Source organism: Rhizobium sp. F40D2 (genome assembly GCF_051810745.2).
Lineage (GTDB): Bacteria > Pseudomonadota > Alphaproteobacteria > Rhizobiales > Rhizobiaceae > Rhizobium.
This window is the reverse complement of sequence record NZ_JBPWQX020000004.1, coordinates 797,286-820,579: the sequence shown is the minus strand read 5'-3', so window position 1 is coordinate 820,579 and position 23,294 is coordinate 797,286. Positions and strand designations below refer to the sequence as shown.

Here is a 23,294-nt window from a genome sequence, read left to right as displayed (position 1 = left end):
CTCAATACCGGATGCGCGGATCGAGCAGCGCATAAGCAATGTCGATCAACAGGTTCATGATGAAGATCGCCAACGCCGAGACCATGATGACGGCCAGCACGACGGCGAAATCGCGGAGCAGGATGGAATCGATCATCAGCTTGCCGATTCCTGGAAAACCAAACACCGTTTCGACGACGACGGCACCGTTCAAGATGGCGGCCGCCTGGTCGCCGATGACGGTGATCACCGGCAGCATGGCGTTGCGCAATCCGTGAACGAAGATGATCGAGTTCGAACGGACGCCCTTGGCGCGCGCCGTCTTGACGTAGGCGGAAGACAGAACGCTGATCATCGAGCCGCGCACCACCTGCAGGATCAGGCCGAAGGGCCGGATGAACAGCACGCCGACCGGCAGGACCCAGTGCCAGAAGGTTCCCGTTCCGGATGTCGGCAGGACATGCAGTTTGACTGCGAAAATGACGATCGCCACGATGGCAAGCCAGAAATCCGGGGCCGCAGCGCCGATTAGCGAGAAGAAGGTAGCAAGACGATCGAAGACACCGCCGACGCGAAACGCCGCGAGCGAACCAATGACGATCGCAGCAACCGTGACCAGCGTCATGGTGATGACAGCCAGCAAGAAGGTCCAGACGAAGGCCTCCAGCACGACGTCCATGGCAGGACGAGCCTGCCGAAGCGACTGACCGAAGTTGCCCTGCGCGAGATCCGTGACATAACGGCCGAACTGGATGATCAGCGGATCGTTGAACCCATTCATTTCACGAAATTGCTGGCGCATTTCCGTGGTCGCATCAATCGGCAGGTAGAGGTCGGTCGGATCGCCGGTCAGCCGGGACAGGAAGAACACGATGACGATAAGCACCACGAGCGATACGCCGCTGGCGATCGCGCGTTTGCCGATGAAACTCTTCATGCCACTCCTCCCGAGTGAAACCCATGGGGACCGTTAGCCTGGTCATCGCTTGTCGGCCGTCACGCTCCCTGCCGACAGGCGCAAACTGAAATATTAGTGCATCTAGAATTTTTGTGAACCCCCTTTCTTAAATTCGTCAGCTCTTATCAACCGGCGGCTTCCGTCTCCACGCCATACCGCCCGTGCCGACGATGGTTGCGCCAATGATGACCGCCGCCCCGATCCACGTCTGGGGCGCAGGAATTTCCGAGAAGAAGAAAAAGGCCATCAGGGCCACCACCGGCAGCCTGAGAAAGTCGAGCGGCGCCAGAACGCTTGCCGCCGCCATACCAAAGGCGCGAGTAATCAGCGTCATGTTAAATGCCCCGAGTGCCCCCTGCATGGCGAGCAGCCCCAGTTGGCTCAAGCTCGGCATTGACCAGACCGGCAGCATGACGATCAGGCCAAGCGGCACCGTCGTGATCAGATTCCATGCAACCAGCCGGTCGGTGCTGTCTCTCAACGCCATTCGCCGCAGCAGCAACTGGCTGGCCGCCGTCAAGACCGCTCCCGCCAGCGCAAAAAGCAGCCATTGGTCGAAGCCGGACGCTCCAGGTCGAATGATGATCATGACGCCGATAAAGCCTGCCACGATGCCAGCGACGCTGGAAACGCCGACACGTTCATTCAGCACAAGCCACGCACCGAGAACGAGAAACATCGGCATGGTGAAATTGATGGCTGTGGCGTCGGCGAGCGGCGCATGCGCAAAAGCGATGAACAAAGCGACCAGCGAAGCAAGTTTCAGACCCGCACGCACGACATGCAGGACGCGGTAGGGAGAGGCTCTCAGACCAACGCGAGACACGATCCACGGCGAGACGGCAAGAAGTCCGAAAAACGACCGAAAAAACCCGATCATCAATGGATGTACATCGCCGGCCAGCAAGCGCACGATAATTGCGTCGAGACTGTTCAAAAAGGCGGCGGCCACCATCATGCAGACGGCAAGGCCTGTGCGACCGGGCTGCATTCCGTTTCTCCTGATCGAACGAGTGCAGGCCATGCCATATATCCGCGCTGACCTGCATCTGCCGCAACGGTCTTATCCCGATCCGTCAGCGGCCGTCCACACTAAAATACAAATATATTAGTTTTTGAAGGAATGAAGCTAAGCGGCGACTCCCGGAAGTCCGGCTATGTTATCTCAGCCCAACGGCTGGCGGCTGGCAACCCTCCCCGAAGCGGATGCCGGGTCTGAACGCGCACCTCAAGATCGACATGCGGAAACAGCGACCCGTGGGATCGTGCCCGCGGCGCATCCAAACTCCCTCGACATCCCCGTCAAGGGGGAAGCGTGAACTCAGGCCAAAAGCTAGCTCTTTTTTAGCGGACTGCTAAAGCTCGTCGCTGCGACGCCTCACGGCGTGCTTCAGCGCGATCAAGTGTCGTCGGCGCTCCAGCATATAGTCGGCATAGCCGACGCAGAGGAACAGCAACGTCGGGCCGGCGTAGATGATGATCAGGGCCAATGCGATAAGGATGAATGCAGTCGTCATGATCTTGTTTCCATCATATTGGTCGTGCCGCATTTAAAGCGGCGACAGCGGAAAGGCCCTCATCTCGGCATTCCCTGTGCTTATTTGATGAAAATTCGCCGGCTTCCTATTCGTTCCTTCCCCGACCGATTTCCATTGGCGAAGCGGAAGCGCGAGGCTGCCCCGAACCCGATCACTCGCGCGGCCTTTCCTCCCGCATTGCCGCCGTCACGCGCTTGAGCAGCGGGACCGACAGCAGATCCTCCAGCAAAACCGAAAGCTTCGGCTTCCAGTTCGGATAGCTGTCGCTGGTGCCCGGAATATTGGTCGGCGCTTTCTCGTCGGTGAGATCGGCAAGCCGCACCGATGTCAGCAGCGATGGAGTGCGGGCAATGAAACGATAGGCGCTCACCGTCAGATCTTGCAGCGCCTCTCGGCTTGCCCGCTCCGCCGCGAGCCGGGGCGGCGGGTCGAGCCCGGCGTCCCTGAAGACCGCTTTGAGAAACCTTCGCTCGCGCATGCGGCGTTTGAGATGTTCTTCGGTGAGATCGGGCGGCACGATACCGTGTTCACAGCGATCCTGAATGTCGGCGCCGCGCCACCAGCCGGCAAGCGTCTGGTGGTCATGCGTCGAAATGCAGGCGAGCGCGAGGACGGGATAGGCATCGGCGGGCTTGAAGCCCGTCTCGTCCTGTTCATAGGAAAGGATCCGGTAGGACAGAATGCCGGCGGTAGCCAGATCCTCTTGCAAGCCTTCCGGGATCATTCCGAGGGCCTCCCCGATGACAAGGCATCGATGTTCGGCCGAAACCTCGGCGAGGATCTGCAGCAGCCGGTCCTCGGGATAGCGGACATAGGCGCCGCTATCCGGCCTGCTGCCTAACGGAACCAGGAAAAGGCGGCGGATCGCCGGCGCGTGGTCGATGCGAATGGCGCCCGCGTAGCGCATGGCGGTGCCGACCATGCGCCGGTAAGGCGACATCTTCCCTCCGGCAATTTCGGACGGCAGGTATCCGGCAAGGTGCCAGTCCTGCCCATCAACGGCGAATGGATCGGGAGGACTGCCGATCGTGGCCTGCGAGACATAGATCTCCGGCTCGCTCCACGTCGCCGAGCCGTCGACCGCCTCCCCGACGGCAAGATCGAGATAGAGCCCTATCCTGAGGCCGGCCTTGCGTGCCCGATCTGCCGCCTGCATCAGCTGGCGGTGGGCGAGCCATTGCAGCCACATGTGGAAGCGAACGTCATCTGCATGCTCGCGTTCGAAATCGCCGACAGCGGCGCTGTCGAAGCGCTGGAACTCGGCCGGCCATCGTTGCCAGCCGGCACCCGCCCCGCGCTCGACCATGAATGAGGAGAGGCATTCGAACAACGCATGCAGCCTCAGGCTGTCGCCGCCCTGTCCGACAAAAGCATCGAAATCGGCCTCGTCATCAACACGGCTCTGTCGCCGTGCCGACCACAGCTCACGAAGGGCTCCAAGCTTGGTCCGCGCGACGCCGATGTAGTCGACGAGATCGGATTGGCGAAGGCGCTCCAATTCCTGTTCTCGTTCGGGATTGCCGGCAAACCCCGGCACTTGATCGACCGCGATACAGAGTGGGTTGAGATGCTGGCGGCTTGAGGGTTCATACGGGCTGCAGCGGTCGGGATCGGCGAGGAACGGTGCGTGAAGCGGATTGAGGCCGATGAAATCGGCCCCCAACGATCCCGCCAGATCGGCCATATCGGCCAGATCCTGGAAGTCTCCTATGCCCCAGTTTCGTTCGGACCGGAGCTCGTAAAGCTGCAGGCTCACGCCCCAGACCCGTGTCTCGGACAGAAAATCCGGCAGAAACGACACCGGAATTTTCCTGCCATCCGGCTTCGTCTTCCGCCGCGCCGCGCCGGTCCCTTGATCCTCCGTCAGTTCAATGTTCAATGCCGAAAGTATTTTGCGCTTGGTCGCGGCGGAAATAGCCACCTCCCCGTTCTCGGGACTGGGCCGCGTCGGGCTGATGCCATGGCGGCGGGCGAGCCTGTCGAGCTCTACGGATTTCGTCTTTCGACCTTCTCCTCCCACCGCCGTCACGCCTCGCTCAGGCTCCAGATCACTGCCCAGGGCGCAAGACCGCCGCCGTCGCTTCCGCCAAGGCGGAATATCGTCGCAGCATCGTCCAGTTGTGATTCGAACGCCGCCACGTCGTCGCCGAGGTTGGCGCGCAGATGGAGATGCCGGCCTTCCGCCAGGGTCCAATCGACTGCGATTGCATTTCCCGTCGAGCGATAGACGGCGCTTCCGGATGTCACACCTTTCAGCAACGGAACGATCTTCCGGTGCCGGAGGTCGAGCAGTGTTCTGTAGAAATCGAGGACCTCGGAGGACGCGCGTTTCGACCAATCCAGCTTGGCCGCAGCAAAGGTCGACGGCGCCGTCGGGTCGAGAAGGTCGTCGGCGTCGAAGCCCGGCAGACGCGAAAGCTCCTCGCGACGGCCCTTCCTGACCTTCTTGTTCAGCTCCTCGTCGAAATCGCAGAAAAACGGGAAAGGCTCTGCAGCGCCCCATTCCTCGCCCATAAACAGCATCGGAATCTCCGGCGCCAGCAGGTAGATGGCGATGACAGCTTTGACGGCATCGGCCGGGCTCGACGCCATGACCCGGTCGCCCAGCGCCCGATTGCCGATCTGATCATGGTTCTGGATGAAGGAGATGAAAGCCGTCGGCGGCAGGTGAGCGCTCGGCCTGCCCCTATTCCCGCCGGAATAGGGCATATGTTCTCCCTGGAACACGAAGCCTTCCGCCAGAGCCCGGCCGAGCTTGCCAGCATCGCCGGCGTAATCGGCATAATAGCCGAAGGTTTCACCGGTGGCAGTGATATGCAGCACATGGTGCACGTCGTCGTTCCACTGGGCGGTGAACAGCTTCGCTGCGCCTTTTTCGTCGCGCTTTAGCAGATCGCTGTCATTCTCCTCGTTTTCGACAATCAGATGAATATGCCGGTCGCCGGCTGCAGCCCTGGCGCGGCGGGCAAGCTCGTGAAGCAGATGCTCGTCGCTATCGTCCTTGATGGCGTGAACGGCATCGAAGCGGAAGCCGTCGAGCCTGAATTCGGTGATCCAGTAGATGGCGTTCTCGATGACAAATTCGCGGATCATCTGCGATCCGTCGCCGTCATAGTTGATGCCGTGGCCCCAGGGTGTCTTGTGATGGTCGGTAAAGAGCGGTGCATAGGAAGAGATATAATTCCCGTCAGGCCCGAAGTGATTGTAGACCACATCGAGGAATACCGAGACGCCGCGCTCATGCGCTGCATCGACCAACGCCATGAAATCTTCCGGGCGGCCATAGCTGCTGTCGGGGGCATAGGGCAGCACACCGTCATAACCCCAGCTGTAACGGCCGGGGAATTCGCTGACCGGCATGATCTGCAACGCCGTGACACCCAGCTCCCGCAGATGATCGAGCCGTTCGATCGCAGCTTCGAAAGTCCCCTCCGGGGTGAAGCAGCCGATATGCATCTCGTAGACGACCATTTCCTCCCATGGCCGGCCGGTCCAGTCGCTCGTCTTCCAGCGATAGGAGGACAGGTCGACCACTTCGCTCGGACCGTGCACATCCTGTGGCTGGAACCGCGAGGCGGGATCGGGAATTTCAAGACCGTCCGGCAGGACGAAGCGATAGCGTGTGCCGGCATGGGCATTCGGAACGGTGCATCGATGCCAGCCATCTTCCGCCGCCTGCATCGGCTGCGGATCGGCGCCTTCGATTTTCAACGACACGCTTTCATGCAGGGGTGCCCAGAGCCGAAACAGCATACCGTCTTCAGTGAATGCGGGGCCGAACGTCATATTGGTCAAGGGAAAGCCTTTGGTGAAGAGCATGGGATTTGGGTAACTTTTGCAGGAGCAAAAAGTTTCGTCCGCACGCAGAACACGTGAAAGCGGCCCACCGTCACCGGAAAACATATCACAGGCTTACAAGAGGCCGCCTCAGTCGAGCCAGGTCGATGGCTCGCGCATCCCGTGGACAATCACGACAATTTCAGCGCCATAGTTCGTGGGTTCATAGATGACGATGTAACGCCCCTCCACAACCAGACGTGCAACAGGGCTGATATCCGGTCGAGCAGGCCCCATTTCGGGATGGATGGCAACGAGCTCGAACTTATCGAAAAGCTTCTGCAGGAGCCTGTCCGCTGCGGGTTCGTTATGAACGGCGATATCGCGCCAGATATCTCGCATCTGACGCTGCGCACGGGGAGACAACCTGTATTTAGCCACGGGCTGCGCGTTCTGCTTTCAGCTCTTGCAGGAAGCGCGCGGGATCAACCTCTTCGGGCTCGCCGCTAGCTTTACTCTCAGCATACTCCCGCTTAAGTTTTTCCAGCTCAAGCGCGCGAATTTCCTCTCGCTGTTCCAGCAGCCGCAGGCTATCGCGCACGACCTCGCTGGCGCTGGCATAGCGCCCGCTTTCGACAAGCTCGCGGACAAGCCCTTCATAGCGGGGGCCAATATTGTAGCTGGAGGGCATGGCGATACCTTTCGTTGAAGCGATATTATCAGTTTTTGATAAACGCGACAAATAGAACTGGCCGCCGGTCCATGATTGTAAGACGTTTCGACCGTCACGCCGCCGCGACCTTGCCTGAGAGTGCCTTGTCCATGGCCGCCTGAAGCTGTTCCTGGGTGAAGGGCTTGGTCATCCGGAGCATCCGGCCGAGACCGTGATCTTCGGAAAATTCGGCATAGCCCGAGGCGAGGATGATGGGCAGGCCCGGGAAGGCCGAGCGGAGGTGGCGCGCAAGCTCGGCGCCTGTCATGCCGGGCATCGCATGATCGGTGATGACGAGATCGCAATCTCGTCCCTCGGCAAGGAATTCCAGGGCCTGCGAGGCGGAAGAGGCCTCGCGCGGCAGGTGGCCGAGATCCTCCAGCATCGCCACGGTTCCCGTCCGGACAAGCGCATCGTCGTCGACGACGAGAATGGCGAGCGGCCGTGACACCGGGTTCAGGGCTTCCGGCGCGGGAGGCTCGACGGCCGGCTCCGTCTTGACGAAGGCTTCGGCGACGGGCAGCCAAAGGGATACGGTCGTGCCCTTGTCTCTCGCGCTCGATATCTGGATCGAGCCGCCGGATTGTGCTGCCAGGCCATGCACCATCGACAGGCCGAGACCGGTGCCCTTGCCGACCCCTTTGGTGGTGAAAAACGGTTCAGCGGCGCGAGCGACGGTTGCCTCATCCATGCCCTCGCCATTATCCGACACCGATATCCTAATGTAATTGCCGCCGGCGAGACCGGCCGGCCGAGTGTCTTCGGCCGCTGCCGCGGCAACCGTCACGGCGCCGCCGCTTTCGAGCGCATCACGGGCATTGACGAACAGGTTGAGCAGCGCCAGCTCCAGCTGGTTGCTATCCACCAGAAGCGGCGCCAGATTCGCTGGAATGCGCTTGTGGATTTCGATGCGCGGCCCCACTGCTTTGGCGAGAAGATCCTCGACGTTTTCGAACAGCCTGAGGAAATCGACCGCCTGCGGCTTGAGCTCCTGGCGGCGAGCGAAGGCAAGCAGGCGCTGGGTCAGCGCCGTGCCGCGCTCGGCCGCCTGGATCGCATTCGTCAGCAGACGTTCGCTGCGTTCATCCGCCGGAAGCCGCTTCTTCAGAAGCCCAAGGCTGCCGAGCACCGCCATCAGAAGATTGTTGAAGTCATGCGCCACCCCACCCGTCAGGTGACCGATCGTGTCGAGCTTCTGCGCCTCGAACAGCTGCGCCAGCGCCTCCTCGCGCTCCCGCGTCCTTTGATCGATCCGGTGCTCCAACTCCTCGTTAAGCTCCCGCAGCTGAGCGGCCGAGGCCTCGAGCTCGGCGGTACGCTGGCGAACCCGAGCCTCCAGTTCTGTATTCAGCCGTTCGAGTTCCCGCGTCTTCCTGTAGAGATCGGCAAAGACCCTGACCTTGGCTCTCAGCACATCAGGCACGATCGGGACGGAGACGTAATCGACGGCGCCCACCGCATAACCGCGCAGCCGGTCGGGTTCGGCCAGCATCACCGCGGAGACGAAGATGATCGGCGTGTTCTGATAGCGCGGATGCTGCCGGATCATGCCGACCAGCTCGAAGCCATCTTGTTCGGGCATGCAGACATCGACGAGGATCACGGCGATTTCGGTGCGCAGCAGGTGCTCGAAAGCTTCGCGCGCCGATTGCGCCTTGATGAGGTTTTCCTCGAGCTCTTCGAGAATGACCTCGTAGCTCAGAAGTTTCGCAGGCTGATCGTCGACGAGAAGGATGTTGACGGGGTTCATGACCGGTTCCTCAGCGGTGCAGCCACATGCGAAGCGCCGACAGAAGCTGTTCGGTATTGACCGGCTTCGCCAGGTAATCGGATGCGCCTGCTTCCAGGCATTTCTCCCGGTCACCCTTCATTGCCTTGGCCGTCAGCGCCAGGATCGGCAGCCGCCGGAACCGTGGCTCCGAGCGGATGACCTGCATCGTCTCGTAGCCGTCCATTCCCGGCATCATGATATCCATCAGCACAATCGCCACCGAAGGCTCGTTGTTGATGACGTCGATGGCTTCGCTGCCGGTCGTCGCCGTCAGCACCCGCATTCCCCGGCGTTCCAGCACGCTGCTCAGCGCAAAGATATTGCGGGCATCGTCGTCGACGAGCAGCACGGTCTCGTCGACAAGATCCTCGTCCGAGCTGTGCAGTTCCTGCAGGGTCGCCTGTTTTGCCGCCGGCAGGTCGGCGACGACCCGGTGCAGGAAGAGAGCCGTCTCATCGAGGAGACGCTCCGGAGACTCGACGCCCTTCACGACGACGCTTCGGGCCATGCTGTGCAGCGTCGCATCCTCCTCAGGGGAAAGCTCCCGGCCCGTGAAGACGACCACCGGCACCTCACCGATCTCGGCGTCGTCGCGTATCTGCTCCAGGACATCGAAGCCGGACATGTCAGGCAGCGAAAGGTCGAGCACCACGCAATCCGGCGGATCCTGCCTGAGAGCGGCGAGCGCCTCCGATCCGGAGCCGACACTTGTAATGTCGATGTCGTCATGTCCGAGAAGTGCAGTGACGCTTAGCCGCTCGGCCTCGTTGTCTTCCACCAGCAGCAGATGCTTGCGGCGCGGCTGCGCGTAGGCCTTCAAGCGCGATAGAGCCTTGCCGAGACCCTCTGGCGTCGTCGGTTTGCTCATGAACGCGAAGGCGCCGCGGGTCAGCCCATGCTGGCGATCCTCGTCGAGACTGATGATCTGCACCGGGATATGGCGCGTCTGCGGATTCTGCTTGAGCTGGCTAAGCACCGTCCAGCCAAGCATATCGGGCAGGAAGATGTCGAGGGAGATCGCCGCCGGCCGGTAGTCCTGCGCGAGCGACAGCGCATCGCTGCCACGCATCGCCACCAGAACCTTGAATCCGCTGTCACGGGCAAGATCGACCAGGACACGGGCGTAATGCGCATCGTCCTCGACGACGAGCAGCACCGAGTCGCCGGCCGCGATCTGCTGGCGGTCGTCTGCCACATGTTCGATGGTCTTCTCGGCGCGGCGGCTCGCCGCCGCCTCGGCGAACTCCACAACATTGGCCGACGGAAGGGACTTCGGCGCAACCGCGCCGGCACCGACATAGGTCAGCGGCAGATAGAGGACGAAGGTGCTGCCGACGCCCGGCGTGCTGCGCAGCTGGATCTCGCCGCCCAGGAGGTTTGCCAGTTCGCGGCTAATCGCCAGCCCGAGACCGGTGCCGCCATATTTGCGGCTCGTCGAGGCGTCCGCCTGCTGGAACGCCTCGAAAATGATGCGCTGCTTTTCCGGCGGGATGCCGATGCCGGTGTCGACGACTTCGAAGGCGATGACCGAAGGCGCGTGCCGGAGCGACGGATGATCCGGCGACCAGCCGCTCGCTGCCAACGCGACGCGAAGCGTCACACCGCCTTGCGCGGTGAATTTGAAGGCGTTCGACAGCAGGTTCTTGAGGATCTGCTGCAGCCGCTTCGAATCCGTGATGATACTCTTCGTGACATCACCGCCGATCTCGACCGCGAACGACAGGCTCCGGTTTTCCGCCTCGTGCCGGAATGGCCGGGCCATCACCTCGAGCAGGTTGCTGACGAAAATCTCCTCGGCATCGACCGAAACCGTTCCGGATTCGATCTTCGACAGGTCGAGGATATCGCTGATCAGGTTGAGCAGATCGGTTCCGGCGCCGTGAATGGTCTTGGCAAACTCGACCTGTTTGCCCGACAGATTGCCGTCGGGGTTTTCGCCGAGCTGCTGGCCGAGAATGAGGATCGAATTCAAAGGCGTGCGCAGCTCGTGCGACATGTTGGCGAGGAATTCGGATTTGTACTTCGATGTCAGGGCCAGCTCGGTGGCCTTTTCCTCCAGCGCACGCCGGGCCTGCTCGATCTCCTGGTTCTTCGCCTCGACTTCGACGTTGCGTTCTTCGAGCTGCTGCGCCTTCTGCCCGAGCTGCTCGTTGGTCTGTTGCAGCTCGCGTTGCTGCGTCTGCAGCTCGGCGGCGAGTTTCTGCGATTGCTTGAGCAGGCCTTCGGTCTGCATGGTCGCCTCGATCGAATTGAGGACGATGCCGATCGACGTCGTCAGCTGGTCGAGGAAGGACAGCTGCAGCTCGGTGAACTCGCCGGCGGAGGCAAGCTCGATCACCGCTTTCACCTGCCCCTCGAAATGCACCGGCAGCACGATCGCGCTTCGCGGCAGGGTCGTGAACACGCCGGAACTGATCGGAACGACATTCTCGGGAAGGTCGGTGACAAGGATCCGGCGGGCGTCACTGGCGCACTGGCCGACAAGTCCCTGGCCGAAATCGAGCCGCGGCGGATGTGCCGCCTCGACCCCTTGCGCATAGACCGACAGAAGCGACAGGAACGGTTGTTCCTCATCGGCATCGACCTGATAGATCACTCCCTGATGCGCGCTGACGAGCGGCGCCAGCTCCGACAGCAGCAACTTGCCGACCAGCGTCAGGTCGCGCTGGCCCTGCAGCATATTGGTGAAGCGGGCCAGGTTGGTCTTCAGCCAGTCCTGTTCGGTGTTGCGCTCGGTGGTCAGCCGAAGGTTGTCGATCATCGTGTTGATATTGTCTTTGAGCTCGGCGACTTCGCCGCGCGCATCGACCTTGATCGAGCGCGTCAGGTCGCCCTTGGTGACGGCGGTGGCCACCTCGGCAATGGCGCGCACCTGCGTCGTCAGGTTGGCGGCAAGCAGGTTGACGTTGCCGGTCAAATCCTTCCAGGTCCCGGCCGTACCAGGGACATTGGCCTGACCGCCGAGGCGCCCTTCCACGCCCACCTCACGTGCCACCGTGGTCACCTGATCGGCGAAGGTCGCAAGCGTATTGGTCATGTTGTTGATGGTCTCGGCGAGCGCCGCCACCTCGCCCTTGGAAGCGACGGTGAGGTTCTGCTTGAGGTCGCCGTTGGCCACCGCCGTCACCACCTTGACGATGCCGCGCACCTGTTCGGTTAGGTTGGCGGCCATGACGTTGACGGTGTCGGTCAGGTCCTTCCAGGTGCCGGCGACACCCGGCACCTGCGCCTGGCCCCCGAGCTTGCCTTCCGTGCCGACCTCGCGGGCAACGCGCGTGACTTCACCGGCGAAGGCGTTGAGCTGGTCCACCATGGTGTTTATGGTGTTCTTCAGTTCGAGAATTTCCCCCTTCACGTCGACGGTGATCTTGCGTGAGAGGTCGCCGCGCGCCACGGCCGTCGTCACCTCGGCGATGTTTCGAACCTGGGTCGTCAGATTGGCGGCGAGCAGGTTGACGTTGTCGGTCAAATCCTTCCAGGTGCCGGCGACGCCGGGAACGACGGCCTGGCCGCCGAGGCGGCCATCGGTGCCGACTTCGCGCGCCACACGCGTCACTTCGCCGGCAAAGGAGCGAAGCTGATCGACCATGGTATTCAGCGTATCCTTCAGCAGCAGGATTTCGCCGCGCACGTCGACGGTGATCTTGCGCGACAAGTCACCATTGGCGATCGCGGTCGCCACCTCGGCGATGTTGCGCACCTGCGCCGTCAGGTTGCCGGCCATCGAATTGACGCTGTCGGTCAGATCCTTCCAGGTGCCGGCGACGCCGGACACCTGCGCCTGGCCGCCGAGCTTGCCTTCGGTGCCGACTTCGCGCGCAACACGCGTCACTTCGCCGGCAAAGGCATTGAGCTGATCCACCATCGTATTGATGGTATTTTTCAGTTCGAGGATTTCCCCCTTCACGTCAACGGTGATCTTGCGCGACAGGTCCCCGCGCGCCACAGCCGTCGTGACTTCGGCAATGTTGCGCACCTGGCCGGTCAGGTTGGACGCCATGGAATTGACGTTTTCGGTCAAGTCCTTCCAAGTGCCGGCGACGCCCGGCACCTGCGCCTGGCCACCGAGCTTGCCTTCGGTGCCGACTTCACGGGCGACGCGGGTCACTTCCGAGGCGAAGCGGTTCAGCTGATCGACCATGGTGTTCAGTGTTTCCTTGAGCTCGAGGATTTCCCCCGAAACCGACACCGTGATTTTCTTCGACAGGTCGCCATTGGCGATAGCGGTCGAGACCTCGGCGATGTTGCGGACCTGTGCCGTCAGGTTGCCAGCCATGGAGTTGACGCTGTCGGTCAGGTCCTTCCACGTACCGGCGACGCCAAGCACGTTTGCCTGGCCGCCGAGCCGGCCTTCCGTGCCGACCTCGCGCGCCACGCGCGTCACCTCGCCGGCAAAGCCGTTGAGCTGATCGACCATCGTGTTGATGGTCTCCTTCAGCTCGAGGATTTCGCCCGACACAGTGACGGTGATCTTCTTCGACAGATCGCCCTGGGCGACGGCCGTCGCGACTTCGGCGATGTTGCGCACCTGCCCCGTCAGGTTGGAGGCCATGGAATTGACGCTGTCGGTCAGATCCTTCCAGGTGCCGGCGACGCCGCGCACATTGGCCTGGCCGCCGAGCCGGCCCTCGGTTCCGACTTCGCGGGCGACGCGGGTGACTTCCGAAGCGAAGGCGTTCAACTGATCGACCATCGTATTGATGGTTTCCTTCAGCTCCAGGATCTCACCCTTCACGTCGACGGTGATCTTTTTCGACAGGTCGCCATTGGCGATCGCGGTCGAGACTTCGGCGATATTGCGCACCTGCGCCGTCAGATTGCCACCCATCGAGTTGACGTTCTCGGTCAGATCCTTCCAGGTGCCGGCAACGCCGCGCACATTGGCCTGGCCGCCGAGCCGGCCCTCGGTTCCGACTTCGCGGGCGACGCGGGTGACTTCCGAAGCGAAGGCGTTCAACTGATCGACCATCGTATTGATGGTTTCCTTCAGCTCGAGAATTTCCCCCGACACCGTCACCGTGATCTTCTTCGATAGGTCGCCGTTGGCGATGGCGGTCGACACCTCGGCGATGTTGCGCACCTGCGCGGTGAGGTTCGAGGCCATGGAATTGACGTTGTCGGTCAGGTCCTTCCAGGTGCCGGCGACACCTGGCACCTGCGCCTGACCGCCGAGCCGCCCTTCGGTGCCGACCTCACGCGCCACGCGCGTCACTTCGCCGGCAAAGCCGTTGAGCTGGTCGACCATGGTGTTGATGGTTTCCTTCAACTCCAGGATTTCGCCCGAGACGTCGACGGTGATCTTGCGTGACAGGTCACCGCGCGCCACGGCCGTTGTCACCTGGGCAATGTTGCGAACCTGAGCCGTCAGATTACCGCACATGGCGTTGACGGAGTCGGTCAGGTCCTTCCAGGTGCCGGCGACACCCGGCACCAGCGCCTGGCCGCCGAGCTTGCCTTCAGTGCCGACTTCGCGGGCAACACGCGTTACTTCCGAGGCGAAGGAGCGCAGCTGGTCGACCATGGTGTTGATGGCTTCCTTCAGCTGCAGGATCTCGCCGCGCACGTCGACGGTGATCTTCTTGGAAAGGTCGCCGTTGGCAACCGCGATCGTCACTTCAGCGATGTTGCGCACCTGCGCCGTCAGGTTCGACGCCATCGAGTTGACGCTTTCGGTCAAGTCCTTCCAGACGCCGGTCACTTCAGGCACCTGCGCCTGTCCGCCGAGTTTTCCGTCCGTGCCGACCTCGCGGGCAACGCGCGTCACCTCGGAGGTGAAGACGCTCAGCTGCTTGATCATCGTGTTGACGATATCGGCTGATCGGAGGAACTCGCCTTTGAGCGCCCGGCCGTCGACATCGAGCGGCACGGTCTGCAGCAGATCTCCCTTGGCGACCGCAGTGATCGTGCGGGTGACGGCCGTCGTCGGCCACAGTAGATCGTCGATCAGGCCGTTTATCGATCCTTCCATCTCCGACCAGGACCCATCGGACAAGCCGAAGCGTACCCGCGTGCTCGTCCGCCCATCCTTGCCGACGACCTGACCGACATGTTCGAGCTGCTGAGCCATGCGCTGATTGCCGGCGATGATATCGTTGAAAGCATCGGCGATCTTGCCGGTGACGCCGGTCAGATCCGACCGCATCCGCACGGAAAAGTCGCCGCGCCTGACCGCGACGAGGACCTCCAGGAGCGCGCTGGCATCGTCCATTGCTATAGTTTTGTGGTCGTGGCCATTGAGGCTGTCTGCAGCGACGCTCTCGCGCGCAAGTTCGCTGGTTTGGTTGCTCACGAAAATCCCCCTCTTCGACGATTGGTGATTTAGTGCTCAACGCGGAAAATGGTATGGGCGATCCCGCATACAGCTTTATCATGATTTAGCATTCAAAATGATCTTCATAGCTGCATAAATCCGCCACGCCTGCCGGAAATCCCTTTGGAAGCGGTTTGCGGTTTTTCGTGCAGGCGGGAACAGTTCCGCGCCAGCCGTCGTTTCCGTCCTGATAAGGGAGAGCGACATGTCGAACGTCTCAAGGACAGGCAAGGAAGAGATCAACAACGCGACCAGCGCGACCACCTTCGGAAAGTCGGTGGAGAGCCAGGCGCAAATGCAGGATGCTGCGGCGGAAGCCTCGCCCGAAACGGCAGGCGAGATACTCAACATCTACCGACTGGAACCGATCGCCGCTCCCGGCGATCCGAGATGGGACAACGCTCCCGGCCACGGCATCGTCGTCGTGGCCGCCAGAACGCCGGGTGACGCCAGGATCGTCGCCGCGGCGCGCGAACTCGACTTCATGGAAGTGGATGCGGCTCCCGCCGAGGATGTGACGACCGCCAATGCCAGTGCCTTCCGCGACGACAAGCTCTATACTGTCATAGAGATCGACCGGAACAGACGCGATATCAAGCGCGGCATCGTCGAAGGGATGGTCTCGGTCGACACGATCCGCCCAGTCCAACCGGATTAGAGGGCACCCCTTTTTATTGGAGTTCACATGAATACGGCCAATCTGCAGCTCAAGGGGCTGATCATGGCGATGACGTCGATCTGCGACGCAATCGTCGACAAGGACGTGCTCACGCGCGGGGAAATCAACGCCGCGCTGTCGAAAGCCCAAAAGGCGATCGAGGAGGACGACGATCATGAGCTGTCGGGCGCCAACCGCGCCGCGATCCTGTTTCCCATCCGGGTGTTGCAACTCGCCGGTGAGGCCGCCGGGAAAGGCGAACAGCTGACATTTTCGGATTATGCGAAGCTCGTGGGAAAACTCAGCTGAGCATTTCGAAGGCTTTTCTCTCGAGACCGTCGACGTTGGGCCGGGTTCGCTTCGCGTCCGCCACGGCGGATCAGGCCCCGCCGTTCTTCTACTCCACGGCCATCCCAGGACACATATGACCTGGGGCAAGGTGGCGAATCTATTGTATTCCGACTACACGGTTGTCTGTCCGGATCTGCCCGGCTTCGGCCGCTCCTACCAGCCCGCCGATACCGCCGACAGCAGAAATTCCTCAAAGCGGGCCAAGGGCGAAGCCCTCGTCGAGCTGATGCGGCGACTGGGGCACGAAAACTTCGCGATCGTCGGTCATGACCGTGGAAGCCTGACTGCTTTCCGAATGGCGATGGACCATCCCGACCGCGTACGAAAACTCGTCATCGCCGACGGCATTCCCATCATCGAACATCTTGAACGCGCAGACTGGAAATTTGCGAGAGACTGGTACCATTGGTTCTTCTTCGCCCAGCCGGAGAAGCCGGAGCGGGCGATCTCCGCCGATCCCCTGGCGTGGTACGACAAACTTGCGCCGGCGCTGATGGGCAGGCCGGCCTATGACGACCTCCTCAACGTCATTCAAGACCCCCACGTCATCCACGGGATGATCGAGGATTACCGCGCTGGCCTCAGCATCGACCATCTCCACGACCGCGATGACCGCGACACCGGCCGGAAAGTGACCTGCCCGATGCTCTGCCTTTGGTCGCTGCGCGACGATATGGAACAGATCTATGGCGATCCCGTCGCAATCTGGCGGGACTGGGCAGACGACGTGCGCGGCTTCGGCATAGACAGCGGCCATCATGTCGCTGAAGAGAACCCGGAAGCACTCTCGCAGGCAATCCGGGGGTTTCTCGAAGGCGCCTAGTGTCAATGCTTGAGACGACGCGCTCGCGCAGCAGGCCATCCGACAACAATGTTCGACACTGCCGATTTCTGCGAAAAGTTGATTTTTTTGGTCTTGTTTTCCAGCCGTTTCTGAGGCTATACCCCGGCCGCATACACTCACGCACCGGGATTTCTACGTGACCAGCCTCAAATCACTTCTGGCCGCCTGCGGCCTTTCCGCCCTGATCGGCCTTGCCGCAACCCCGTCATTGGCTGGTTCGACGGCCTACCCGCTGACGTTCGAAAACTGCGGCGCTGAGGTGACCTTCAAGAAGGCGCCCGAGCGAGCGATCGGCCTCGGCCAGAACAGCGCGGAAATCCTGCTGCTGCTCGGCCTTGAGGACAAGATGGTCGGCACGGCTTTCTGGCCGAGCAAGGTGCTGCCGCAGTTGGCTGAAGCCAATGCCAAGGTCAAGCTTCTCACAGTCGAGATGCCGACCTTCGAATCGATGCTCGCCGAAGATCCCGACTTCATGGCCGTGGCGTTGCCAAGCCTGGTCGGACCGAACAGCAAGATCGCCAAGCGCGAGGATTTCGATAAGGTCGGCGTCGCCACCTATCTTTCGCCGAGCACCTGCCTCAGCACCAAGGATGTCAGGGACCAATACGGCAGCCGCGCCGAACTCTGGAACATGGATCTGCTCTACAAGGAGATCGATGAACTCTCGCAGATTTTCGACGTCGCCGATCGCGGCCAGGCGCTGATCGCCGACTTCAAGGCGCGTGAAGCCAAGCTTCGCGGGAGCGTTGCCAAGGACGGCAAGAACCTCTCCTACGTCTTCTGGTTTTCGAGCCCCAGCCCGTCGGCCGATGCCTATGTCGGCGGCAAGAACAGCGCCTCCGGCTTCATTGCCGACCTGCTCGGCGGCCACAATGCGATATCGGCGGAAGCAGAATGGCCAACCGTCGGCTGGGAAGGCATCATCGCAGCCAACCCCGACGTCATTGTCGTCGCCAGCCTCGACCGCAACCGCTGGGAACTCGACAAGCCTGAGGCCAAGATCAACTTCCTGAACACCGATCCGGCCGTCCGCCAGACCCCGGCCGTCAAGAACAAGGCGCTCGTCGTCATGGACGGCCAGGCGATGAATCCGACCATCCGGACGATCTACGGCGCCGAACAGGTGGCCGAGCAGTTGAAGGCCCTCGGTCTCCTGAAGTGAGCGACGCCGGCCGTCTCATCCGGCAGTTGGGAGGGGTCGCCGCGCTGCTCCTGGCTTCCTTCTGTCTCATCGCTGTCGCTATTGGCGTCAGCGTCGGGATCGGCGACCTGCCGATTCCGCTGGCGACCACGTTTTCGGCCGTTACCAACCGACTCGGATGGACCGCAGTCGAATTGAACCGCATCCACGAAACGGTGATCTGGGATTATCGCCTGAGCCGCGCACTGGTCGCGGCCTTTTGCGGCGCGGGACTGGCGCTGTCGGGCGCCATCATGCAGTCGCTGCTGCGCAATCCGCTTGCCGAACCCTATGTGCTCGGCATCTCCGCCGGCGCCTCCACCGGCGCCGTGGCGATCGTCATCCTGGGGCTCGGCGCGGGCGCGGTCTCGCTGTCATCAGGGGCCTTTGCCGGCGCCTTCGCCGCCTTCTTCTTCGTGGCGCTGCTCTCGAACGGCACGCGCGGCGGTGCGGACCGCACCATTCTTGCCGGTGTGGCTGCCTCGCAACTCTTCAATGCCTCGACCTCCTACATCGTCACCACCTCGGCCAATGCGCAGCAGGCCCGCGACGTGATGTTCTGGCTGCTCGGCAGTTTCAGCGGCGTGCGCTGGCCGGAATTCGCGCTGGTCTCGGTTGTCGTCGGCCTCGGCCTTGCCGCCTGTCTGTTTTATGCCCGCGTGCTCGACGCGTTTGCTTTCGGCGACGAGGCGGCATCCTCGCTCGGTGTCAATGTCGGCCGCGCCCGCATGGTGCTCTTCGCGCTCACCGCGATGATGACGGCGACGATCGTCAGCATGGTCGGCTCAATCGGCTTCGTCGGCCTCGTCGTGCCGCATGTCGCCCGCTTTGTCGTCGGGCCGCTCCATATCCGTCTTCTGCCGGCCTGCGCCATCGCGGGAGCGATTTTCATGGTGCTCGCCGACATTGCCGCGCGCGCCCTCATTCCCAACCAGATCCTGCCGATTGGCGTTGTCACGGCGCTGGTCGGCGTTCCCTTCTTCTCGATCATCCTCTACCGGTTCCAGCGCGCGTCATGAGCATCAAGGCCGACAATCTCACTTGGAAAATTGGTAGGAAGACCATTCTGGACGGCGTTTCCCTGGAGGCGCGGCCGGGCCGGATGCTCGGCCTGCTCGGTCCGAACGGCTCCGGCAAGACCTCGTTGCTGCGGCTTCTCGCCGGGTTGAAGCGGCCGCATTCCGGCCGAGTTACGCTCGACCGGAGCGATATCAGCTCGATCAGCCGCCGTTCGATCGCTCGGCGCATCGCCTTCGTCGAGCAGCATGCGACGACAAATGCCAATCTGAAGGTCGTCGATGTCGTCAAGCTCGGCCGCTTCCCGCATCGCTCGATGTTCTCCGGCTGGACGAGCGCCGACGAAGAGGCGGTCGAAACAGCGCTCGCCCGCGCCGGCATGGCGGAGAAGCGCGACGATCGCTGGCAGAACCTGTCGGGCGGTGAAAAGCAGCGCACCCATATTGCCAGAGCGCTCGCCCAGTCGCCTAGGGAATTGATCCTCGACGAGCCCACCAACCATCTCGACATCCAGCACCAGATCGGCCTGATGCGGCTCGTCTCCGGCCTGCCGATCACCACCATCGTCGCCCTGCACGATCTCAACCATGCTGCCATGTTCTGCGATGAGCTGATCATCATGCAGCAAGGCAGGATCGTCGCCACCGGCGCGCCGCAGGACGTGCTGAGCGAGGATCTCCTGCGCGATGTCTTTTCCGTCGAGGCCCGCATCGAAGCCTCGCCCTACCATTCGCGCCCGCATATCCACTATCTTAGATGAGAGTGGATGAAGCGGCCTTCACGTCACGATCTGCAGCGGCAAAGCAGTCGTCTTTTTCAGCGTCTTGAGGACGATGCTTGATTTGACCGAGGCCAGATTGTCGGTGACGCGGATCATTCTTTCGAGAAATTGGCTGAGATGGTCGAGATCGCGCGTCATGACCTTCATCAGAAAATCGGCATCCCCCGTCTGCGAATAACACTCCAGGATCTCCGGCGCGGTTTCGATGAAGCGGTGGAGCCGTTCATTTCCGCCTTCCGTATGCGCGCGCAGGCTGACAAGGGTATGAGCGACGACGGCAAAACCCAGTTTTGCAGGATTGAGGATGGCAACGACGCTCTGGATGTACTGCTCATTGCGCAGCCTTTCCAAACGGCGTGCGCATTGGGTCGCGGAGAGATTGACCTTCTGCGACAGCTCACCCTGCGTCACTTCACTGTTTTGCTGGAGTGCGGCGAGCAATTTGATATCGAACTGGTCAAGCATGCCTCACCCGAAAGAAGGAGAATTTCGGCATAGTATAGCCAAATTACGCAGAATGTCTGCATCCGCATACCGCATTGGGCAGATAATCGCATAAAATCGCCGCGGAAGTTCCGTTAATCTCCAACCACTGGATAAAACGGAGGTGGACTTGTGTTTGAGAAACTGAATAACCGGCCAGCCGACAGCCTGCTTGCCCTCATAAAGGCCTTTCAGGTCGACGAACGCAGCGGAAAGATTGACCTCGGCGTCGGCGTCTATCGCGACGCCATGGGCCGCACGCCGGTGATGCGAGCCGTAAAGGCGGCGGAACAAATTCTTCTCGAGACGCAGGACAGCAAGAAATACCTCGGCCCGGAAGGCGATCTGCAATTCGTCCGCCTGCTGCAGCCCATCATTTTCGGCAAATCGCCGATGTTCGATCACCGCCTTGTCGGCATTCAGACGCCAGGCGGCAGCGGCGCGTTACGCCTCGGCGCCGAGCTCATCCAGACGGCAAATCCGGCGGCAAAGGTTCTGTTGGGGACACCGAGCTGGCCGAACCACGCGCCGATCTTTGCCTCGGCGCGCTTGGCCGTAAAGGACTACGCCTTCGTCGATCTGACGTCGCAACAGGTCAAATTCGAAAGCGTCGTCGATGCCTTGTCTTCCGCTGCGGAAGGCGATGTCGTCCTCCTTCACGGTTGCTGCCATAATCCGACCGGTATCGATTTCACCATGGAGCAGTGGCTAGAGATTACCGAGCTGCTCGTTGCGCACAAATTGGTGCCGTTCATCGATCTTGCCTATCAGGGGCTTGGCGACGGTCTCGAGCAGGACGCCGCACCGACCCGCATGATCCTCGACGCGGTCGACGAGGCGCTGATCGCCTATTCCTGCGACAAGAACTTCGGTCTCTATCGCGAGCGCGTCGGTGCGCTCTACGCCATGACCCGCAACATCGATGACATCGGCAAGGCAGAAAGCAACATGGCTGCACTTGCCCGTGTAAACTGGTCGATGCCGCCCGATCATGGCGCAGCGATCGTCAGAACCATCCTTGAGAGCCCCGAAATGTCGGCAATGTGGCGCGCCGAGCTCGAGGAGATGTGCGAGCGTGTCAACGGCAACCGCGCGGCACTCGCCGCCGCAGCCGCCGATCTGGCCTTTATCAGCCGGCAGCGCGGCCTGTTCTCCAATCTCTCCATGTCGAAAGAAACGGCCGCGGCGCTGCGCGCCAAACACGGCATCTACATGGCCGATTCCGGCCGTATGAACCTTGCTGGCATGCAGCCGGCCGATGCCGGCGCGATCGTTACCGCACTTCGCGCCGAAGGCTGCTTGAAATGAGTGCGAAGGAAACGACCGGCCAGGCGATGACCCGATCGCTTGTCGCCCATGGGGTCGACACGGTGTTCGGCATCCCGGGCGCCCATATGTATGATTTCAACGATGCCCTCTACGGCGCCCGTGACAAGGTTCGCTTCATTCACACAAGGCACGAACAGGGCGCCGGATATATGGCCTATGGCTATGCCAAATCCACCGGCCGGATCGGCGCCTATACCGTCGTCCCCGGCCCGGGTGTTCTCAATTCCGGGGCAGCTCTTTGCACCGCTTACGGCGCCAACGCGCCGGTGCTTTGCATCACCGGCAACATCATGTCCCACCTGATCGGCCAAGGCAGAGGACAGTTGCACGAACTGCCCGATCAACTCGCGACGATGCGCGGGCTTACCAAGACGGCGGAACGCATCAATCATCCGTCCGAGGCAGGCCCCGTCATGGCCGAGGTCATCGGCAAGATGCTGTCCGGCCGCCAGGGTCCGGGAGCCGTCGAAGCCCCATGGGACGTTTTTGGTCAATCCGGCCCCGAAGTCGATCTTCCCTTAGGCAAGAGAGCGCCTCACCCGGCTGTCAACTCGGATCAGATCGCTGCCGCAGCAGCGCTGATATCGGGCGCCAGCAATCCGATGATCATGGTCGGCGGCGGTGCGGCGGATGCCGGCGCCGAGATCGCCGCCCTTGCGGAACTGCTGCAGGCGCCGGTCACCTCCCATCGTTCCGGCAAGGGCATCGTCGCCGACGACCACCCGAACTATCTGAACTTCGTCGCCGCCTATGAATATTGGAAGAAGACCGACGTTCTGATCGGCATTGGCAGCCGGCTCGAATTGCAGTTCATGCGATGGAAATGGCTTCCGAAGGACCTCAAGATCATCCGCATCGATATCGATCCGACCGAAATGGTCCGCCTCAAGCCCGGTATCGGCATCGTCGCCGATGCCAAGGCAGGAACGCAGGCTCTCATCGAGGCATTGGCAGGCTTCCGGCGCGATGATCGCACCGGCGAATTCGCCGACCTCAACAACGAGGCCAGATCCCGGTTCTCGGAAGTGCAGCCGCAGCTTGGCTATCTCGATGCCATTCGTCAGGCTCTGCCAAGAGACGGCTTCTTCGTCGAGGAGGTCAGCCAGATGGGCTTTGCCGCCCGTTTTGCCTTTCCGGTCTACGGCCCGCGCCAATACGTGACATGCGGTTATCAGGACAATCTGGGTTTTGGCTTCAACACCGCCTTGGGCGTGAAGGTCGCCAATCCCGATAAAGCCGTTGTTTCCGTTTCCGGCGATGGCGGCTTCATGTTCGGCGTTCAGGAGCTTGCCACCGCCGTCCAGCACAAGATCAATGTCGTCGCCATCGTCTTCAACAATTCGGCCTATGGCAATGTTCTGCGCGATCAGAAGCAGGCGTATCAGGGCCGCTATCTCGGTTCGGATCTCACCAATCCGGATTTTGTCGCACTTGCCGAGAGCTTCGGTATCCGCGCATTCAAGGTGGCAAGCGCCGTCGAACTCAAAGCCACGATCGATAAAGCCCTCTCTCTCGACGAACCCGTGCTCATCGAGGTCCCGATCGAAAAGGGATCCGAGGCAAGTCCCTGGCCTTTCATTCATCCGGCGCCGCACGCCGAATGAAT

General features: G+C 61.6%; 18 protein-coding genes. 8 read left to right on the top strand and 10 right to left on the bottom strand.

From position 1 onward, the window contains the following. Window position 1 precedes the first annotated feature (1 nt). The 9 genes from ACS4RS_RS32510 to ACS4RS_RS32470 form a co-directional block, all read right to left on the bottom strand. A complete protein-coding gene (locus ACS4RS_RS32510; RefSeq protein WP_439012308.1) occupies window positions 2-916 on the bottom strand; it encodes an ABC transporter permease subunit in 915 nt (304 codons plus the stop codon). A 136-nt stretch (window positions 917-1,052) separates the two neighbouring features. Further along, entirely contained in the window at window positions 1,053-1,928 is an 876-nt protein-coding gene (locus ACS4RS_RS32505; protein WP_439012307.1) for an EamA family transporter, read from the bottom strand. 364 nt (window positions 1,929-2,292) lie between these two features. Beyond that, window positions 2,293-2,454, bottom strand: coding sequence for a hypothetical protein (locus tag ACS4RS_RS32500; protein ID WP_439012306.1), 162 nt, complete (start codon window positions 2,452-2,454; stop codon window positions 2,293-2,295). 172 nt (window positions 2,455-2,626) lie between these two features. Continuing rightward, the gene (malQ, locus tag ACS4RS_RS32495; RefSeq protein ID WP_449314142.1) at window positions 2,627-4,495 is read right to left on the bottom strand and encodes a 4-alpha-glucanotransferase; all 1,869 of its coding nucleotides are present in this window, start codon (window positions 4,493-4,495) and stop codon (window positions 2,627-2,629) included. Between the two features lie 5 nt (window positions 4,496-4,500). Then, a complete protein-coding gene (treZ, locus tag ACS4RS_RS32490; protein WP_449314119.1) occupies window positions 4,501-6,294 on the bottom strand; it encodes a malto-oligosyltrehalose trehalohydrolase in 1,794 nt (597 codons plus the stop codon). 108 nt (window positions 6,295-6,402) lie between these two features. Beyond that, on the bottom strand, window positions 6,403-6,693 hold the full coding sequence (locus ACS4RS_RS32485; protein WP_439012304.1) for a type II toxin-antitoxin system RelE/ParE family toxin: 291 nt from the start codon (window positions 6,691-6,693) through the stop codon (window positions 6,403-6,405). Continuing rightward, window positions 6,686-6,943, bottom strand: coding sequence for a type II toxin-antitoxin system ParD family antitoxin (locus ACS4RS_RS32480; RefSeq protein ID WP_439012303.1), 258 nt, complete (start codon window positions 6,941-6,943; stop codon window positions 6,686-6,688). The genes ACS4RS_RS32485 and ACS4RS_RS32480 overlap by 8 nt, the downstream gene beginning before the upstream one ends. 94 nt (window positions 6,944-7,037) lie before the next feature. After that, window positions 7,038-8,714, bottom strand: coding sequence for a response regulator (locus tag ACS4RS_RS32475; protein WP_439012302.1), 1,677 nt, complete (start codon window positions 8,712-8,714; stop codon window positions 7,038-7,040). Window positions 8,715-8,724: 10 nt separating this feature from the next. Then, entirely contained in the window at window positions 8,725-15,024 is a 6,300-nt protein-coding gene (locus tag ACS4RS_RS32470; RefSeq protein WP_439012301.1) for a HAMP domain-containing protein, read from the bottom strand. Window positions 15,025-15,250: 226 nt separating this feature from the next. On the opposite strand from ACS4RS_RS32470, the gene ACS4RS_RS32465 reads away from it, so the two are divergent. From ACS4RS_RS32465 to ACS4RS_RS32440, 6 genes are all read left to right on the top strand, one after another. Continuing rightward, window positions 15,251-15,703: a hypothetical protein gene (locus tag ACS4RS_RS32465; protein WP_439012300.1), complete on the top strand. Its 453-nt coding sequence runs from the start codon at window positions 15,251-15,253 to the stop codon at window positions 15,701-15,703. A gap of 27 nt (window positions 15,704-15,730) precedes the next feature. Next, the gene (locus ACS4RS_RS32460) at window positions 15,731-16,012 is read left to right on the top strand and encodes a hypothetical protein (RefSeq protein ID WP_054183935.1); all 282 of its coding nucleotides are present in this window, start codon (window positions 15,731-15,733) and stop codon (window positions 16,010-16,012) included. Beyond that, on the top strand, window positions 15,984-16,877 hold the full coding sequence (locus ACS4RS_RS32455; RefSeq protein ID WP_449314118.1) for an alpha/beta fold hydrolase: 894 nt from the start codon (window positions 15,984-15,986) through the stop codon (window positions 16,875-16,877). The genes ACS4RS_RS32460 and ACS4RS_RS32455 overlap by 29 nt, the downstream gene beginning before the upstream one ends. A 157-nt stretch (window positions 16,878-17,034) precedes the next feature. Next, window positions 17,035-18,060 (top strand): ABC transporter substrate-binding protein, encoded by a 1,026-nt coding sequence (locus ACS4RS_RS32450; protein WP_439012298.1) that lies wholly within the window; start codon window positions 17,035-17,037, stop codon window positions 18,058-18,060. Further along, entirely contained in the window at window positions 18,057-19,097 is a 1,041-nt protein-coding gene (locus ACS4RS_RS32445) for an iron chelate uptake ABC transporter family permease subunit (protein WP_439012297.1), read from the top strand. The genes ACS4RS_RS32450 and ACS4RS_RS32445 overlap by 4 nt, the downstream gene beginning before the upstream one ends. After that, entirely contained in the window at window positions 19,094-19,855 is a 762-nt protein-coding gene (locus tag ACS4RS_RS32440) for an ATP-binding cassette domain-containing protein (RefSeq protein ID WP_439012296.1), read from the top strand. Before ACS4RS_RS32445 ends, ACS4RS_RS32440 begins: the two co-directional genes overlap by 4 nt. Window positions 19,856-19,873: 18 nt before the next feature. Here ACS4RS_RS32440 and ACS4RS_RS32435 read toward each other — a convergent pair whose 3' ends face one another. Continuing rightward, complete coding sequence (locus ACS4RS_RS32435) at window positions 19,874-20,341, bottom strand: Lrp/AsnC family transcriptional regulator (protein ID WP_164007006.1); 468 nt, start codon at window positions 20,339-20,341, stop codon at window positions 19,874-19,876. Between the two features lie 150 nt (window positions 20,342-20,491). Between ACS4RS_RS32435 and ACS4RS_RS32430 the strand changes: the two genes are divergently transcribed. Both ACS4RS_RS32430 and ACS4RS_RS32425 read left to right on the top strand, forming a co-directional pair. Beyond that, window positions 20,492-21,667 (top strand): aromatic amino acid transaminase, encoded by a 1,176-nt coding sequence (locus ACS4RS_RS32430; RefSeq protein ID WP_439012295.1) that lies wholly within the window; start codon window positions 20,492-20,494, stop codon window positions 21,665-21,667. After that, window positions 21,664-23,292, top strand: coding sequence for a thiamine pyrophosphate-dependent enzyme (locus tag ACS4RS_RS32425; RefSeq protein ID WP_439012294.1), 1,629 nt, complete (start codon window positions 21,664-21,666; stop codon window positions 23,290-23,292). The genes ACS4RS_RS32430 and ACS4RS_RS32425 overlap by 4 nt, the downstream gene beginning before the upstream one ends. The last annotated feature ends 2 nt before the right edge of the window (window positions 23,293-23,294 follow it).